General features: G+C 67.5%; 16 protein-coding genes. 7 read left to right on the forward strand and 9 right to left on the reverse strand.

Features of this window, described 5'->3' with window-relative positions:
• Positions 1-6: 6 nt before the first annotated feature.
• The 3 genes from RMCB_RS07060 to RMCB_RS07070 form a co-directional block, all read right to left on the reverse strand.
• Entirely contained in the window at positions 7-213 is a 207-nt protein-coding gene (locus RMCB_RS07060) for an Rv3202a family protein (protein ID WP_029370612.1), read from the reverse strand.
• Positions 214-289: 76 nt separating this feature from the next.
• Positions 290-1,279, reverse strand: a complete 990-nt coding sequence (speB, locus tag RMCB_RS07065) for an agmatinase (protein WP_029370613.1) — start codon at positions 1,277-1,279, stop codon at positions 290-292.
• Between the two features lie 88 nt (positions 1,280-1,367).
• The gene (locus RMCB_RS07070) at positions 1,368-1,790 is read right to left on the reverse strand and encodes an acyl-CoA thioesterase (protein ID WP_029370614.1); all 423 of its coding nucleotides are present in this window, start codon (positions 1,788-1,790) and stop codon (positions 1,368-1,370) included.
• 65 nt (positions 1,791-1,855) lie between these two features.
• Here RMCB_RS07070 and RMCB_RS07075 point away from each other — a divergent pair, with 65 nt between their 5' ends.
• The 3 genes from RMCB_RS07075 to RMCB_RS07085 all read left to right on the forward strand — a co-directional run bounded on the left by RMCB_RS07075 (position 1,856) and on the right by RMCB_RS07085 (position 5,424).
• Positions 1,856-2,821, forward strand: coding sequence for a threonine ammonia-lyase (locus tag RMCB_RS07075; RefSeq protein ID WP_062828210.1), 966 nt, complete (start codon positions 1,856-1,858; stop codon positions 2,819-2,821).
• A gap of 269 nt (positions 2,822-3,090) precedes the next feature.
• Positions 3,091-4,398, forward strand: coding sequence for a DUF7159 family protein (locus RMCB_RS07080; protein WP_062828211.1), 1,308 nt, complete (start codon positions 3,091-3,093; stop codon positions 4,396-4,398).
• A gap of 240 nt (positions 4,399-4,638) precedes the next feature.
• Entirely contained in the window at positions 4,639-5,424 is a 786-nt protein-coding gene (locus tag RMCB_RS07085; RefSeq protein ID WP_029370617.1) for a L,D-transpeptidase, read from the forward strand.
• Positions 5,425-5,427: 3 nt separating this feature from the next.
• On the opposite strand, the gene RMCB_RS07090 is transcribed toward RMCB_RS07085, so the two are convergent.
• Positions 5,428-6,159: a helix-turn-helix domain-containing protein gene (locus tag RMCB_RS07090; RefSeq protein WP_062828328.1), complete on the reverse strand. Its 732-nt coding sequence runs from the start codon at positions 6,157-6,159 to the stop codon at positions 5,428-5,430.
• Positions 6,160-6,315: 156 nt separating this feature from the next.
• Between RMCB_RS07090 and RMCB_RS07095 the strand changes: the two genes are divergently transcribed.
• Positions 6,316-6,672: a hypothetical protein gene (locus tag RMCB_RS07095; RefSeq protein WP_072278427.1), complete on the forward strand. Its 357-nt coding sequence runs from the start codon at positions 6,316-6,318 to the stop codon at positions 6,670-6,672.
• Here RMCB_RS07095 and RMCB_RS07100 read toward each other — a convergent pair.
• Positions 6,593-7,873, reverse strand: coding sequence for a cytochrome P450 (locus RMCB_RS07100; protein ID WP_062828212.1), 1,281 nt, complete (start codon positions 7,871-7,873; stop codon positions 6,593-6,595). The genes RMCB_RS07095 and RMCB_RS07100 overlap by 80 nt on opposite strands.
• 206 nt (positions 7,874-8,079) lie before the next feature.
• Here RMCB_RS07100 and RMCB_RS07105 point away from each other — a divergent pair, with 206 nt between their 5' ends.
• Positions 8,080-8,721, forward strand: coding sequence for a hypothetical protein (locus RMCB_RS07105; RefSeq protein ID WP_062828213.1), 642 nt, complete (start codon positions 8,080-8,082; stop codon positions 8,719-8,721).
• 15 nt (positions 8,722-8,736) lie between these two features.
• Here RMCB_RS07105 and RMCB_RS07110 read toward each other — a convergent pair whose 3' ends face one another.
• From RMCB_RS07110 to RMCB_RS07120, 3 genes are all read right to left on the reverse strand, one after another.
• The gene (locus RMCB_RS07110; protein ID WP_062828214.1) at positions 8,737-10,989 is read right to left on the reverse strand and encodes a molybdopterin-dependent oxidoreductase; all 2,253 of its coding nucleotides are present in this window, start codon (positions 10,987-10,989) and stop codon (positions 8,737-8,739) included.
• Positions 10,990-11,014: 25 nt separating this feature from the next.
• Positions 11,015-11,581, reverse strand: coding sequence for a TetR/AcrR family transcriptional regulator (locus RMCB_RS07115; protein WP_062828215.1), 567 nt, complete (start codon positions 11,579-11,581; stop codon positions 11,015-11,017).
• 408 nt (positions 11,582-11,989) lie between these two features.
• Positions 11,990-13,120, reverse strand: a complete 1,131-nt coding sequence (locus tag RMCB_RS07120; protein ID WP_062828216.1) for a nitronate monooxygenase — start codon at positions 13,118-13,120, stop codon at positions 11,990-11,992.
• A 200-nt stretch (positions 13,121-13,320) separates the two neighbouring features.
• Here RMCB_RS07120 and RMCB_RS07125 point away from each other — a divergent pair, with 200 nt between their 5' ends.
• On the forward strand, positions 13,321-14,046 hold the full coding sequence (locus RMCB_RS07125; protein ID WP_062828217.1) for an HAD family hydrolase: 726 nt from the start codon (positions 13,321-13,323) through the stop codon (positions 14,044-14,046).
• Here the strand turns inward: RMCB_RS07125 and RMCB_RS07130 are convergent.
• Positions 14,043-15,116, reverse strand: coding sequence for an NAD(P)H-dependent amine dehydrogenase family protein (locus tag RMCB_RS07130; protein ID WP_062828218.1), 1,074 nt, complete (start codon positions 15,114-15,116; stop codon positions 14,043-14,045). The two genes, RMCB_RS07125 and RMCB_RS07130, sit on opposite strands and share 4 nt — an antisense overlap.
• A 78-nt stretch (positions 15,117-15,194) precedes the next feature.
• Between RMCB_RS07130 and RMCB_RS07135 the strand changes: the two genes are divergently transcribed.
• Positions 15,195-15,932: a glucose 1-dehydrogenase gene (locus RMCB_RS07135; protein ID WP_062828219.1), complete on the forward strand. Its 738-nt coding sequence runs from the start codon at positions 15,195-15,197 to the stop codon at positions 15,930-15,932.
• The last annotated feature ends 70 nt before the right edge of the window (positions 15,933-16,002 follow it).

Raw genomic sequence — 16,002 nt, forward strand, 5'->3', positions numbered from 1 at the left:
CTCTGGTCAGCGGTCGAAATCCAGGTCGTCGTCGAACGGGACGGCAGTGGCTTGTTCGATCAGATCCGCCTCGTCGGCATCCGTGTCGGGCGATATCCGCACCCTTGCGGGTTCGGACATGTCCTCGTCGTCGACGGTGACGGGAGTGAGCTGTTCGACCGCATCAGCCTCAGGTGCGTCGTCGTCAAAGGTTCTGTTGCCGGCATACGTCATGATCGTTCCTCCCCGATCGGACCGCGATGGCCACCCCGATTGTCCTACTGGCGCCAGGGTGTTTCAACGGCACCGGTCAGCGGGCCGGCGGGCCCGGTTTGGCCTGGGCGGCGTCGCGGCGCCGGGCAGCCATACCCGCCAGTGCCTCGAACACCACGCGGTGCGCGGCGTTCACGGTCAGCTCGGCGTGGTCGTAGGCGGGGGAGACCTCGACCACGTCCACGCCGGCGACGTCGTGGCTGTAGCACAGCTGGCGCACCATCCGCAGCAGGTCGGCGCTGGTGATGCCGCCCGGCTCCGGGGTGCCGGTGCCCGGTGCGTGTGCCGGATCGAGAACGTCGATATCGACTGAGAGATAGAGCTTTTCAGCTTTGGCCAGGGCTTCGCCGACGGCGTCGTTCATCACTTCCTTGAAGCCGCGGTCCCAGATCTCCTGCATGGTGTGCCACGTCATGCCCTGCTCTAACATCCACTCGAACGTGTCTTGCGGCGGCCAGTATCCGCGCAGGCCGACCTGTACGAAGTGCGTGCCGGGCACCGCTCCGGACTCGATGAGCCGACGCATCGGCGTGCCGTGGCTGGCCAGGTTGCCTTCGATCATGTCGGCGGTGTCGGCATGTGCGTCGAAGTGCACGATGCCCACGTTGCCGTAGCCGTGCACGTCGGCGACCGCGGTGGCCGAGGGCCAGGTGATGGAATGGTCGCCGCCGAGCACGACAGGGACGATGCCGCGCGAGGCGACCGCGTGCACCCGCTCACGGATGTTGGCGTGCGACACCTCGGTCTGCCCGTGCGGGCAGTACGCGTCACCGAAGTCCACCACCTCGAGCCAGTCGAAGATCTCCAGCCCCAGGTCGAGGTGGTAGGTGCCGGGTTCATAAGCGGTGGCGCGGATGGCGCGCGGGCCGAAGCGCGCGCCGGGCCGGTTGGTCGTCCCGACGTCGAACGGGGCCCCGAGGATCGCGACATCGGGCTGCCACGAGTCGAGTTGGTCGACCTCGGTCAGGAAGGGGCGGTGGCCGAACGACACCATCCCGGAGTACGGCAGATCGAGCTGTTCGGCCATGCCAGGTGGCAGTTCTCGGTGTGCTCCGTGGTCGCGCATGCGGCGACCCTACCGCCACCGTCGACGCGCTACGGCTGACCGGTGAGACTCATTGCACGGCAACGGCTTTGAGTGCCGTGCGGAGAGGTTCGGGGACCGGTCGTTTGGCCCAGTCCGCGGTGGAGACGACGACGTAGACGTTGCGGCCGGTGACGGCGGGCCGTTCGGCGGTGGTGGCATCGGAGCTCAGCACCGTGAAGCCCAGGGTGAAGCTCGTCGTACCGAGGCGCTCGCACTGCGCGGTGACCCGCACGGCGTCGCGCCAGCGCACCGACGCCAGGTAGTCGATCTCGCTGTGCACCACCTGCACGTCGAATCCGGAGGCGATGAGGTCGGGGTAGCTTTCGCCGAGGTGATCCAACAGTGCACCGAACGTCTCGTCGAACCACGTCAGGTAGTGCCCGTTGAACACCACACCCTGCTGGTCGATCTCCGCGTACCGCGGCACGATCGGAAAACTGAACTCCGTCACCTGAACACCCTTTCGCCGACACCCGGGCGCGAGCCACTGTAGCGCCGCGGTGTTGACTTGGCGGCGTGAGACTGGTGACCATCGAGGACATCCGTGCCGCCGCCGGGCGTATCGCCGCTGACGTGGTTCGTACTCCGCTGTTGCGTGCCGCGTGGGGCGACGCGGACCGTCCGTTGTGGCTCAAACCCGAGAATCTGCAACCCATCGGTGCGTTCAAGATCCGCGGCGCGTTCAACGCGCTCGGCGTGCTGGATCCGCAGGTGCGGAATCGGGGAGTGGTGGCGTACTCCAGCGGCAACCACGCCCAGGCGGTCGCCTTCGCCGCTACGCGCTACGGCGTCGCCGCGCACATCGTGATGCCCGAGGAAACGCCCGCGGTCAAGGTCGACGCGACCAGGGCGCACGGCGCGCAGGTGGTGCTGTGTGCCGCGGGCCAGCGCGAACGGGTGGCCGCAGAACTCGTCGAACGCACCGGCGGTGTCCTGATACCGCCGTTCGACCACCCGGCTGTCATCGCCGGTCAGGGGACCGCCGGGCTGGAGATCGCCGAGGACCTCCCCGCTGTCGCGACGGTGCTGATTCCCATCAGCGGTGGCGGGCTGGCCTCCGGGATCGGCACCGCGATCCGCGCACTGTGCCCGCACGCCAAGATATTTGGTGTCGAACCCGAGCTGGCGGCAGACACCGCCGAAGCGCTGGCGTGCGGCCATCTGGTGGATTGGCCAGTGGCACAACGTAACCGGACCATTGCCGACGGATTGCGCTCCACCCCGTCGGCGCTGACGTTTGCCCACCTGCAACACGTTCTCGACGGTGTCATCACGGTCAGCGAGGACGAGATCCGCACGGCGGTACGGGAACTGGCGCAGCGCGCGCATCTGATCGCCGAACCCAGTGGTGCCGTTGCGCTCGCCGGCTACCGCAGGGGGCCGCTGCCCGCCGGTCCAACGGTGGTCATCGTCTCAGGCGGCAACATCGAACCGACACTGCTGGGCGACATTCTCTCCGGCGGGCAGGACACGCGGGGCTGACGGGGCGCCCTGATTCCGGGCGGTAATTTACCGCGTCCGCCCGCAAAATCGATTCCCGTCCTGTGCACTGCGTTCACCCGGCACAGCACATATTGACGTGCGGCACCCGCGCCGAAGCGGCCGGTCACCAGGTGTACTTGCCCGGTGAGGCCCGGGTATGGTCAGCCCGAACAGGTGGACGGCGGCCACACTTCCAGGCCCGCGGTATGTTGCGTAGTCGCGTTGCGGCGGGCCACCGTTTCGTGGCCACAGCTCCGAGGGGAGTACGTGTGGACGCGGTGCTCGGCGTCTCGATGACGGGATCCAGCGTCGGTCTGGTCCTGGCCGAAGGACGCGACGGGGACGGCACCACGCTGGCCCGCGACACGATCGATCTGCGGTCCTACAACGAGCGCGACGTCTGCGACGAGGTCGTATCCGCGGTGGCGCACCTCGACGCGCTGGCGGCGGGCAGCGGCCACGAATTGCGCTCGGTCGGCGTCACGTGGAGTGACTACGCCGAACGCGAGGCGTCCCAGGTGATCAAGACGCTCCCGGAGTCCGGCTTCCCGAGTGTGGTGCCGGTCCGGTTGCCCCAGGCCACCGAGGCGCTGGCCCGCGGCATCGCCGACGTCGTCGGGTTCGACTCGACGGTGGTCTGCATCATCGAACCCGAGATGGTCATCGCACTGACCGTTCGGCCCGGCGGCGGGCCGGTACGCAGCGCGGTCAACCACCTCGTCGACGGTGACGAGGGGCTGTCCGACTGGCTGCGCGGTGTTTTCGCCGCCGCAGCCCCGCGTCCGGATGCGGTGGTGGTGGTCGGGTCGGCGGGTGACCTGACCGGCGTCATGCCCCGGCTGGAACGGACGCTCGGGGTTCCGGTGTACACGCCTGCCGAAGCCGAGCTGGCGCTGGCCCGCGGTGCGGCCCTCTCCTCGGCGCGACGCGGTCGGTTCATGTTCGACGGCAGCCCCGTTGCACGCCGGAAACACTGGACTGCAGCAACTTTCGCGCCGGTGGCGATGTTGGCCGGGGGTGTGGTGACGTTCGTCGTTTCGACCTCCGTTGCGGTCAGCATGCACCTCGTGACGGGCCAGGAACCCGCGCCACCGAGCACCCGTCCGGCCGTCAACGTCTCGGGCGCGTCAGCGGCGGTGCCTGCACCGCCGCCCGCGGCGGTTGCGCCGACGCCACAGGCCCAGATCGTCGAGTCGGCGCCCGTCGAATCGTCCGCACCGCAACCACTGGCGCCGGAATTCGTCACCGCGCCCAGCATCGATCAGCCTGCCGCCGGGGTTCCGGTTCCTCAGGAGGCACCCGGCGGCCAGGTTCCCGACGTGCCCGCGGCGACGCCGGACGCGCCGCCGCAGGCGGAGGTCCCCGCCGCGCCCGCGGCGCAGGAGGATCCCGCCACCAAGCTGCCGCTGCGCATGCGGATCCTCGGGCGATTGGGGCGCCTGCACCCGGCGCCGGACGTCGCGACCGAGCAGCTCCCCGACCAGGCCGGTGCGGCCGTGCCCGCGCAACCGCCGGCCTCCGCTCCCGACCAGCCGCTTCCCGCGCAGGACGTGCCGGCACCGCCCCCGGTGCCATAGTCCACCCGCACGGGCCGGTGGCAATTACCGAGTCGTTTTCGGTATCGAGCGATCTCGCCCGGCGCGGTGTTGCTGGTGGACCGTGGCGCACCACACCCATCCCGGGGCGGATGAAACGTTCCTGCCGCGGGTGTCGATGCAATAAGCGTGACTCGCCTCCCTCGTGAATCCGATGCGACGCCTACCGGCCTCGGCCTGCGATTACCGCGGCGGGGGGAGCGGACGAACTACACTGCAGGAATGCTGAACACCTCGTCGCCCGGTCCTCGAACCGCGCTGGGATCGGTCCGAAAAGTGTTTGCGGTGATCGGGATCGCCACCCTGGCCCTCGCCGGCTCGGTTAACGTCGCGGCGGCAGCCGTCAGTACCCCGAATCCGGTGGCGACGGTCGAGCCGTCGGCAGGAGCCGTCGTCGGGGTGGCGTACCCGGTGACCGTGACGTTCAGCGCTCCGGTGATCGACCGCGGGGCCGCCGAGCACAGCCTGCGGGTGACGACCTCGGCGGGGACCGCGCCGACCGGCAAGGTCACCTGGTTGAGCAATGACGTGATGCGATGGACGCCCGATCAGTTCTACCCGGCTCACTCCACCATTTCGGTGAGCGCCGAGGGCTTCAAGACCAGCTTCGAAACCGGCGCCACCGTGCTCGGCGTGGCCGACATCAGCGCCCACACCTTCACCGTCAGCATCGACGGTCAGGTCGCCCGCACCATGCCCGCTTCGATGGGCAAGCCCAAGCACCCGACTCCCGTCGGTTCCTTCACCGCACTGTCGAAAGAGAAGACGGTGGTGATGGATTCGCGGACCATCGGCATCCCGTTGAGCGATCCGGAAGGGTACAAGCTGACCGTCAACGACGCGGTCCGGGTCACCTGGGGCGGGGTGTACGTGCACTCGGCGCCGTGGTCGGTGGCACAACAGGGCAATTCGAACGTCAGCCACGGCTGCATCAACCTCAGCCCGGACAACGCGGCGTGGTACTTCAACACCGTCAACATCGGTGATCCGATCATCATCAACGCCTGACGCTCAGCGCAGCGCCGCCGCGGTAGCCGCGTCGGCGGGCAGGAATGCCTCGATGCTGAGCTCGGCCGCGGTGAGGTCCAGCGCCGTACCGAACGTCGTGACCGTGCTCAGGAACGTCAGCGGGCCGTGTTCGGTGTCCAGCTCCAGTGGCACCACAACGCCGCCGAGATCCCGGATCGGCGCCGACCCGCCGGGATAGGACTCGATCTCGGACAGCAGCGCGGCCAGCTCGTCGGACCCGCTGACGGACACCTCGCGTTGCAGCCTGCTGATCAGGTGATGACGCCACTCGGCCAGATTGCGGATCCGCGGCGCCATGCCCTCGGGATGCAGCGTGATCCGCAACGCATTGGGCTGGGCGAGCAGGTGCTCGGCGACGCCCTGCAACAGCAGCGCCGTTCCGGCGTTGGCCTGCACCAGGTTCCACGCCCGGTCGATAACTACGCACGGGTACGGGTGGTAGGCCTCCAGCACCCGCGTCACGCCGTCCCGCAACGCGGCCATATCGGGATCGTCAAGGGGGCGTTCGCCGTACACCGGGGCAAGCCCCGCGGCCATCAGCAACCGATTCTGTTCCCGCAGTGGAACATCCAGCACCGAGGCGAGTCGTAGCACCATCGCCCGACTCGGGGTTGAGCGCCCGGTTTCGATGAAGCTGACGTGCCGCGCCGACACGTCCGCCTCGATCGCCAGCTCGAGCTGACTGATCCGGCGGCGCTGCCGCCACTCACGCATCAATGTGCCGATGGATGACTGCCTGGTCGCCGTGGTCACCCGACCAGTCTCGGCGACGGCACGTTGCTGCGCCACTACCTCTGAGGTAATTGCGCCCATTACGCACACCGGCGAGCGTGGTGATGTCGGGACAAACTCTGAAGTACAGGAGGCGCCATGGTTCACCTCACCCGCCCGGCTACGCCGATCCCACGATGGTTGCGCTTCGTGATGACAGCCGACCGCGCGGGCTCGGCCGCCTATGTGGGTACCGGATTCTTCTTCGCGCCGGTGCTGGCGGTGGTATCGCCGTGGCCGGCGGTGACCGTGGTGCTGTGGATCGTGATCGCCGTGTTCGGGCTGTGGCTGGGTCTTTTGGGCATAGCCATGGCAACCGGATTGGCCATCGTGTTGCGCAGCGGCGCCGAAATCCCAGAGGACTACTGGCGTTCGATCATTGACTACCCTGGTCATGATGCGGCACAGGGCATTTCGCATTCGCAGTGCCGCGGTAGTCGACCTGCCAATGTTTGATGCCGTTGAGCCAACCCGACCGTAGCCGTTCGGGTTCGGCCAGCGGCGCGAGGTCGGGCATCTCGTCGGCGATGGCATTGAACATCAGGTCGATGGTCATCCTGGCCAGGTTCGCGCCGATGCAGTAGTGCGCGCCGGTACCGCCGAATCCCACGTGCGGGTTGGGATTTCGCAAGATATCGAAAGTGTACGGATCGTCGAACACCTCCTCGTCGAAGTTGGCCGAGCGGTAGAACATCACCACCCGCTGTCCCTTCTTGATCTGCACCCCGGATAGTTCGGTGTCCGCGAGCGCAGTGCGCTGGAACGATGTCACCGGAGTGGCCCAGCGGACGATCTCGTCGGCCGCGGTGGCCGGCCGTTGCCGCTTGAACAGCTCCCACTGGTCGGGGAACTCGGTGAACGCCATCATGCCCTGGGTGATCGAGTTGCGGGTCGTCTCATTGCCCGCAACAGCCAGCAGGATCACGAAGAAGCCGAACTCGTCGTCGGAGAGCTTGTGGCCCTCGACATCGGCCTGCACCAGCGTGGTCACCAGATCGTCGCCGGGGTTGGCGGACCGCTCGGCTGCCATCTTCATCCCGTACATGATCAGCTCCACCGACGCCGACATGGCGTCGTTGCCGGCAAACTCAGGATCCTGGTTGCCGACCATCTGATTGGACCAGTCGAAGAGCTTCTTACGGTCTTCTTGCGGCACCCCCATGAGCCCGGCGATGGCCTGCAGCGGCAGTTCACACGACACCTGCTCGACGAAGTCGCCGGCGTTCTCGGCGGCCGCGGCCTTGACGATGGTGCGGGCGCGCCGGGCGAGGTCATCACGCAGCTTTTCCACGGCACGTGGGGTGAATGCCCGCGAGACGATCTTGCGTAGGTGAGTGTGATGCGGGGCGTCCATGTTGAGCAGCACGAACTTTCCGTGCTCGATCTGCTGGGAGATGCTGCCCTCGGGGTAGCGGGGCAGGGCGGTCTTCTCCTGGCTGGAAAAGACGTCGCTGCGCAAGGACACCTCCTTGACGTCCCTGTGCTTGGTGACGACCCAGAATCCGCCGTCATCGAAGCCCGTGCCGTCGACGGGCTGTTCGTTCCACCAGATCGGCGCCAGCTTGCGCATCTGGGCCAGCTCGTCGACCGGCAGCCGTTGGGCGTAGATGTCGGGGTCCGTGAAGTCGAATCCGGGCGGGAGATTCAGGGTCGGCATGGCGTGGAGTGCTCCCTCGCGACGACGTTGTGTAGTGTTGTGACTCCTTGCTACACCACAGCTGGCGGGGTGTGCAGCGGGTTACACAAAGTCGGATGACCTCGGTTTTGGAACGTGTTCCGATTCGGCCGGTGTAACGATTGGGTGGCACCGCCGATGGACCCAGCGCTACCATCAGCCCCTGGAGTAACAGCGAGAGGCCACCGATGACCGTCGACATCCGAAAGCTTGCGTGCGCGGCTGCGTGCTGCGCGTCGGCTCCCGTCGTCGCGCTGATGATCGCAGCGGCGGCGTCAGCCGATCCAGGCTTGCCAGTACCGCCCCCGGATCCCGGCGCCGCGCCGGCGCCTCAGGCGGCTGCACCGGGCCCCCAGGCGGCCGATCCGGCCGCCTCCGGAGCGCTTCCCGTGCCGCCTTCGGGCACCCCACACCTGGCCAGTCCGGACTCGCTGCCGCCGGGATCGACCATGGATCCCAGCGCGCAGGATCCTGACAGCCCCAACGTGAGCTATCTCAAGGATCTGTGGCACGCGGTCCAGAACAACGAGATCAGCGGCAAGCAGGCATTGCTCCTGGGCCTCGCGCAGCGCAACATGAGCACCCCGATTCCGAATCAGGCACCCGGGCCGAACGTGCCGCTCTCACCGGGCGACCCTGCGCCCCAGGGCGCACCCGGGGCGCACACCGTCGCCCCGGCAGGTCCCGTCCTGCCCGGCGCACCTGCTCCCGCCGCCGCCCCGGTACCCGGTAACGCGCCGGCTCCGGCAAATGTCCCGGCACCGCCGCCCCCTGCGCCGTGGAACCCGTTCGCGCCGCCGCCGGCCGATCCGGCTCCGCCGCTGCCCTGAGCGCGGCCCGCGGGCTCAGAGCCCGGAGACGCTGACGACCGGTACCCGTTCCACCCGGGCAGGCACGTGCTTGTGCCACGGCGTGCCCGCGTATTCGTCGCGCCACTGCGTGGCGGTCAGTTCGTTGGGGGCGACCCCCGGTGTCACCGTTCGGCCCTCGGCGTCGGTGTGATCCAGACCGAATCCGTTCGGCAACGAAACGTGCCCGGGCAGCATCGCATCGCTGACCTCCACGGTCGCCTCGGCGCTACCCGTCGCGGTGGTGATCCGGGCCCGGTCACCGTCGCTCAGGCCGATGGCGCGGGCATCCTCGACGCTGACCCGTAACGCGCCCTGGGCGTCGCGTTTGCGCCAGCCAGGGTCGCGGAAGATGTCGTTGGCCGTGTAGGCCCGGCGCTCCCCGGCGGACAGCACCAGCGGGAACTCCGCGGTGGTCAGCGCCACCGGCATGGTCGGCAAAGCCGTTAGGGCATTGAGCATCTCGGGCATGTCCAACGCGATCTTGTGATCGGCGTGGCTGATCAACGCGAAGTCATCCCGATACTCGTGCACCGTGAACGTCACCCCGGATCGGCCGGCCAGGATGGCCTCGAACAGCGCGTTGCCATCGGCGTGCCCGGCCCGTCGCACGGCGTCCGGGTATGACATCGCGGTCTTCTGGGCCAGGCCCCACAGCGCCGCGGCGCCGGCCAGCCCGTCCGGCAGCGCCGGCCCGAGCGTCTCGTACAGCACGTACGGCAGCACCCGGCCCAGCGCCGGATTGGCTCCCACCGCACCGAGAAACGCTGCGGCGTAAGCATCCAGCCCGTCGAGCGCGGCGCGCCGCAGTGGCTGCAGTTCGGCGTCGTCGACCACGCCGATGGCCCGGACCAGCCGGGCCCAGATCTCCGGTTCGGGCAGTGTGCCCGGCAGCGGTTCGAACAGCCGGTGGCGCAGGTGGAAGGTGTTGTGCGGGAATTCGAGATTGAAGAACGTCGCCTCGGCCTTCTCGAATTGGTTCGCCGCGGGTAGCACGTAATGGGCCAGCCGCGCCGTCTCCGTCATGGCGACGTCGATCACGACCAGCAGTTCCAGTGACTGCAACGCCGCGCGCACCGCTGCAGAATCGGCGACCGAGTGCGCCGGGTTGCTGCTCTCCACGATCATCGCGCGGAACCGGTCGGGATGATCGGTGAGGATCTCCTGCGGCACCACGTTCGAGGGCACGAGACCGGCGATCACAGGCGCGCCGGTGACCGGGCTGCGACCGACCCCGCCCGAGCCGAACAACGGCGCGAAGGACGAATGTAGGTGCTGCCCACCGCGTTTGGCGAAATTACCGGTGAGGATCCAGAGCATCTTGTTCAGGTACGAGCACAGTGTGCTGTTGGGCGCCTGCTGAACGCCGAGGTCTTCGAACACCGAGACGCTCTCGGCCGCGCCGATCCGGCGCACTGCTCGGCGCAGCAGGGTTTCCGCGACGCCGCAGCGCTCCGCATATTCGCCGACCGGCACCTGCCTCAGCACGTCGCGAACCGCATCGGCACCGTTGACGTGGGTGGCCAAAAAGGTTTCGTCGCACAGGTTCTCCTGAACCAGGATGGCGGCCATCGCGGCCAGGCACCACGCGTCGGTGCCGGGCCGCACCCGCAGGTGGAAGTCGGCCATCTTGGCGGTGTCGGTGATGACCGGGTCGATGACGATCATCGCGCGGCCCGGATCCTTGGCGATCTCGTTGAGCACCACGCGGGCGCGCGGGAAACTCTGTGACATCCACGGGTTCTTGCCGACGAACACCGCAACCTCGGCGTGTTCGAACTCGCCTCGGGTGTGACCGCCGTACAGGTGCGCATCGACCCAGGCCTCACCGGTCTTCTCCTGCGCCAAGGCGTTCGACCGGTACCGCGACCCGATCGCCTTGAGGAAGGCCCCGCTGTAGGCGCCACCGAGATGGTTACCCTGACCGCCGCCGCCGTAGTAGAAGATCTTGTCGCCGCCGTGGCTGTCGCGAATCTGCAGGAACCTGTCTGCGATCTCGGAAATGGCGGTGTCCCAGTCGATCTCCTCATACGATCCGTCCGGCCGGCGGCGCAGCGGCGAGGTCAACCGATTGGTGCTGCTCTGGTAGTGGTCGAGCCGCAGTGCCTTGTTGCAGGTATAGCCCTGTGATGCCGGATGGTCCTTGTCGCCGCGGATCTTGGCGATGGCCCTCCCTTCGGTCTGAACCACGATGCCGCAGTTGCATTCGCACAAGATGCATGCGGTGGGCTGCCATTGGTCGACCGTCATGGCGGTGTCCTTCGGGTGGTAGGGCTCAGCGGGTTGCTGCCGCCAGTTGCTCGCGCAATTGACGGTGGATCAGGTCGAGCGGTTTGACGTCGCGGGTCGCGCGGGCGATGACGACCGCTCCTTCGATCGAGCTGATGATCAGCATCGCGAGTTGCTCGGCGCGGTCGGCCGCCACACCGTCGTTCCGTAGGCGTTCGACGATCTGGCCGGTCCAGCGGTGAAATGCCGCGCCGGCACGCTCCCGGACCGGCGCGGCGGTGTCGTCCGGATCGCCTGCCTCCACCGCGACGGCGACGACGGGACAGCCGGCGCGGAACTCGCTGTTGAGCAGTTGCTTGCGGAAGCCGACGATCATGCCGTCGAGCAGAGCGGTGGCATTGTCGGCCTTGGCGATGCGCGCGGCGATCTGATCGTTGGCGTAATCAATTGCCTCGCAGATCAATTGGCTGCGACCGCCGGGGAAGTAGTGGTACGCCGAACCGCGCGGCGCACCGCTGTGTTGCAGCACGTCGGCGATGGCCGTCGGATGTGCGCCGCGCTCACGGATCAGCAGTGCAGCCGAGGCCACCATGCGCTCGCGTGGGGTCGTCACGTCGCCGCCCTTCCTGGATTATGTATGCAACCATACATAGTCAGGTGGGCGTAGGCCAGGGGTCTCCGCAGGCTTATGCCGAGGATCGCAGCCACATACTGGCCGAGATCCTCGGCGTAGCGCGGTTATCAACAGATCGCTGACGCGGCAGGGCGTCGTGTCACGTCGGCAAGCTCTCGACGCGGGTATGCGACAGCGCCAGATCCGGCGATTGCTCACATGCAACGAGCGGGCGCGCGTGTGCGACGGTGTCTGTGTGGACCACAACCGACCGCCGACTTGGCCGCACGGGCTTGGGCGGCAGTGCTTTACGCTGCGCCACGCCTGAACCCTACGAACTGCAATGCCGAGGATCGCAGCCACATACTGGCCGCGATCCTCGGTATAAAGCCCAGACTCGAGCCGGCTCTATACGCCGGCGGCCTCGTTGAGCTCGTTGAGCCTGCCGGTGGCCTCCAGATACTCCTGCACCCAGCGTTCGATGACCGCAGAGGTCTTCTCCACCTTGGTGAACTGCCCGACGACCTGGCCCACCGGGTTGAACGCGACGTCGACGCTCTCGTTGGGGTATTTGTGGGTGGCGGCGACCGCCATGCCGGACACCATGTACTGCAACGGCATCCCGAGTGGCTTGGGGTTGTCCGGGTTCTCCCAGGCATCGGTCCAGTCGTTGCGCAGCATGCGGGCCGGCTTGCCGGTGAAGGACCGGCTGCGGACGGTGTCGCGGCTGGTGGCCTTGGCGTAGGCGGCGTGCTGCACGTCGGTGTGCTCGGATTCCTCGACCATGACCCACTGGGATCCCGTCCACGCGCCCTGCGCCCCGAGTGCCAGTGCGGCCGCGATCTGCTGACCGCTGCCGATACCGCCTGCGGCCAGGACCGGCACGGGAGCAACCTCCTTGACCACCTGCGGCCACAGCACGATCGAGCCGACCTCGCCACTGTGCCCACCGGCCTCGCCGCCCTGCGCGATGATGATGTCGACCCCGGCGTCGGCGTGCTTGCGGGCCTGCGAGGGGGAGCCGCACAGCGCCGCTACCTTGCGGCCCTCGTTGTGGATGTGCTTGATCATGTCGGCCGGTGGCGTGCCGAGCGCGTTGGCGATCAATGTCATCTTCGGGTGTCGTAGCGCCACCTCGACCTGTGGTGTCGCGGTGGCCTCGGTCCAGCCGAGCAGTTGCAGCGCGTCGTCGTCGCTGTGTTCCACGGGCACGCCGTGGTCGGCGAGGATCTTGCGGGCGAAGTCGAGGTGTTCTTGCGGAACCAGCGACTGCAGCATGGTTTTCAGCTCGTCGGCGGACATGTTGGTGTCCATGCCCTCGTACTTGTTCGGGATCACGATGTCGACTCCGTACGGATGGTCGCCGATGTGCTCGTCGATCCAGTTGAGCTCGATCTCGAGTTGCTCAGGGGTGAAGCCGACCGCGCCCAGGACGCCGAACCCCCCGGCTTTGGACACCGCCACGACGACGTCGCGGCAGTGGGTGAAGGCGAAGATCGGGAATTCGATACCGAGTTCGTCGCAGAGTGCGGTGTGCATGCGGGCTTCCTCCAAGCGGGGGTGCGAAATCATGACCAAAATCCACTGAAACGTGTTCTAGTTTAGTACTCCGGCGCGTCGCTACGGGGCGGGACCCGGGCAAAACATCCCGAGAATCCCACCGACGGGGTGTCGTCGGGGAACGTCGGTGATCCATTAAGGATTAGCGGAGTGCGGCCCGGCTTGGTCTACTTGCTTGCATGGGCCGCACATTGTCGCCACCCGAGTCCTTGGCCGAAATCGGCGACGGCCCGGGCGGTGCGCGGGTGGGCGCGTTCTTCGACCTCGACGGGACGCTCGTCGACGGGTTCACGGCGACGGCCCACGCCGGGCACCGGATCCGCAATCGGCAGGCCGCCATCGGGGAGATCCTGGGCATCATCGAAGCCTCGGTGCGCTACCGGCTGGGCCGCATGCCGTTCGAGCGGTTGATCGTGCGGGCCGCGGGCTACCTGCGGGGTGAGTCGTTGCAGGAACTCGACGCCCTGGGGGAGCAGTTGTTCACCCGGCACATCCTCGACAAGGTCTACCCGCACATGCGCGAGGTGGTCCGACGCCACCAGGAGCGTGGCCACACCGTGGTGATGAGCTCGTCGGCGCTGACCATCCACGCCGAACCGGTCGCGCGTCATCTCGGCATCGACCATGTACTGTGCAATCACTTCGAGACCGACGGTCAGGGTTTGCTGACCGGCAACGTGATCCGGCCCATCGTCTGGGGTACCCGCAAAGCCGATGCGGTGCAGCGGTTCTGCGAGGACAAGGACGTCGAGTTGGATCGCAGTTACTTCTATGCCGACGGCGGTGAGGACGGCGCATTGATGCGGCTGGTGGGCCATCCCCGGCCGGTGAATCCCAGGCCCGGCCTGGCCGCGGTGGCCGTCGAGCGCGACTGGCCGGTGCTGACGGTGCAGCGGGCGCGCTAGAGCCCGAAGAGACCCTTGCCGGTCACCAGCGGCATGTCCAGGGTGGTCCGGATGCCGGGAGGCGCCGCCACCACGTGCGGTATGGCGTTGACGATGCGGCCGGCCGCCGCGACGATCGCCGCGTGGTTGTGGTCGCCCTTGCGGCTGCTGGGGCAGATGTCGACGGCGTAGGACGGTTCCCCGACGATCTCGACGCGATACGACCCGCCGGGTTGGGCCGGCTGCGCCCAATCCGGTCGCAGATCCTCGCGCAGCCGGGTGACATGCTCGATCACGATCGCCGGCTCATCGCGCACCATGCCGCGGATCTCGAACCGCATGGCCGCCACGGTGCCTACGGCGATATGCCCCGCGGCAACGTCGAAAGACTCTGGGGCAGGCTCCTTTTCGCACACCTCGGTGATGTCGTCGATCTCGATGTCCAGCCCCGCGGCCAGCTGCCGGATGGAGGTGCCCCACGCGATGCTGAGCACCCCGGGCTGGAACAGCAGCGGCGTATCGTCCAGCGGCTTGCCGAAGCCCATCACGTCGAACATCACCGTGACGCCGTCATAGGTCGCGTAGTCGGCGATCTCCATGCAGCGCACCTGCCGGATGCTCTGGCACGTACCGGCGAGGGCGAACGGGATCAGGTCGTTGGCGAAACCGGGATCCACGCCGGTGATGAACAGGCTCGCGTTGCCGGCCTTGGCGGCCTCCTCGATGCCTGCGACGTACTTGCCCGGCATGAGGTGCCACGGGTACTGCAGCACGACGGGCGCCGAGCCGACGACGTTGATGCCTGCCGCCAGCAGTCGCACCACGTCGGTGATCGCTTCCGGGCCGCGGGTGTCGCCCATCGCGCAGTAGACCGCGCAGTCCGGTTTGGCGGCGATCACGGCGTCGAGATCGGCGACCGCGGAGACGCCTGTCGAAATGTCAAGGCCGGCAAGTTCACCCGCATCCTTGCCGACCTTCTCCGGCGTCGAGACGCACAGCGAGGTGAGTTCGTAACGCGGATTGGTCAGCAGCCCGGTCAGTGCCAGACGCCCGACATTGCCGGTGCCGATATGGGCGACGCGGATGGCCATGGGAACGCAGTATGCCGATTCGACGGACAAATTGGAACAGGTTCTAATTTGGCCCGTCAGGCGGTAGCCTCAGCCGTCATGGGACGGGTTGACGGAAAAGTGGCACTGATCAGTGGCGGTGCTCGGGGCATGGGCGCCGAGCACGCCCGCGCATTGGTGGCCGAGGGCGCCAAGGTGGTGATCGGGGACATCCTCGACGACGAGGGCAAGGCCCTGGCCGCCGAACTGGGCGACGCCGTGCGCTATGTCCATCTCGACGTGACCGACGCCGATCAGTGGGCTGCGGCCGTCACGACCGCGACCGACGAGTTCGGCCTGCTCAACGTGCTGGTCAACAACGCGGGCATCGTCGCTCTCGGTCAGATCGGCAAGTTCGACATGACCCAGTGGCAGAAGGTCATCGACGTCAACCTCACCGGCACCTTCTTGGGGATGCAGGCCTGCGTCAAGGCCATGAAAGCCGCGGGCGGCGGGTCGATCATCAACGTGTCGTCGATCGAGGGGTTGCGTGGCGCCGCCATGGTGCACCCCTACGTCGCGTCGAAATGGGCCGTGCGGGGCCTGACGAAATCGGCCGCGCTGGAACTGGGCGCCAAGCAGATCCGGGTGAACTCGATCCACCCCGGCTTCATCCGGACCCCGATGACCGAGCACTTCCCCGAAGACATGCTCACGATCCCGCTGGGCCGGCCCGGGCAACCCGAAGAGGTGTCCAGCTTCGTGGTCTTCCTCGCCAGCGACGAATCCCGGTACGCCACAGGCGCCGAGTTCGTCATGGACGGCGGCTTGGTCAACGACGTCCCGCACAAGCTCTGAGGGTGCACCGGCCGCGCGGTCGGGCGTGGTTCACGGCAGAATGACCGGGCGGCCGCCCGCCGCATCGGTC

Origin of the sequence: Mycolicibacterium brisbanense, from assembly GCF_001570425.1 — a bacterium.
GTDB lineage: Bacteria > Actinomycetota > Actinomycetes > Mycobacteriales > Mycobacteriaceae > Mycobacterium > Mycobacterium brisbanense.

Coding starts and splice junctions, on each gene's coding strand:
- RMCB_RS07060 (WP_029370612.1), bottom strand. CDS start 213: ATGACGTATGCCGGCAACAGAACCTTTGACGACGACGCACCTGAGGCT.
- speB (WP_029370613.1), bottom strand. CDS start 1,279: ATGGCCGAACAGCTCGATCTGCCGTACTCCGGGATGGTGTCGTTCGGC.
- RMCB_RS07085 (WP_029370617.1), top strand. CDS start 4,639: ATGCTGAACACCTCGTCGCCCGGTCCTCGAACCGCGCTGGGATCGGTC.
- RMCB_RS07090 (WP_062828328.1), bottom strand. CDS start 6,159: ATGCGTGAGTGGCGGCAGCGCCGCCGGATCAGTCAGCTCGAGCTGGCG.
- RMCB_RS07095 (WP_072278427.1), top strand. CDS start 6,316: ATGGTTCACCTCACCCGCCCGGCTACGCCGATCCCACGATGGTTGCGC.
- RMCB_RS07100 (WP_062828212.1), bottom strand. CDS start 7,873: ATGCCGACCCTGAATCTCCCGCCCGGATTCGACTTCACGGACCCCGAC.
- RMCB_RS07105 (WP_062828213.1), top strand. CDS start 8,080: ATGACCGTCGACATCCGAAAGCTTGCGTGCGCGGCTGCGTGCTGCGCG.
- RMCB_RS07110 (WP_062828214.1), bottom strand. CDS start 10,989: ATGACGGTCGACCAATGGCAGCCCACCGCATGCATCTTGTGCGAATGC.
- RMCB_RS07120 (WP_062828216.1), bottom strand. CDS start 13,120: ATGCACACCGCACTCTGCGACGAACTCGGTATCGAATTCCCGATCTTC.
- RMCB_RS07125 (WP_062828217.1), top strand. CDS start 13,321: ATGGGCCGCACATTGTCGCCACCCGAGTCCTTGGCCGAAATCGGCGAC.
- RMCB_RS07130 (WP_062828218.1), bottom strand. CDS start 15,116: ATGGCCATCCGCGTCGCCCATATCGGCACCGGCAATGTCGGGCGTCTG.
- RMCB_RS07135 (WP_062828219.1), top strand. CDS start 15,195: ATGGGACGGGTTGACGGAAAAGTGGCACTGATCAGTGGCGGTGCTCGG.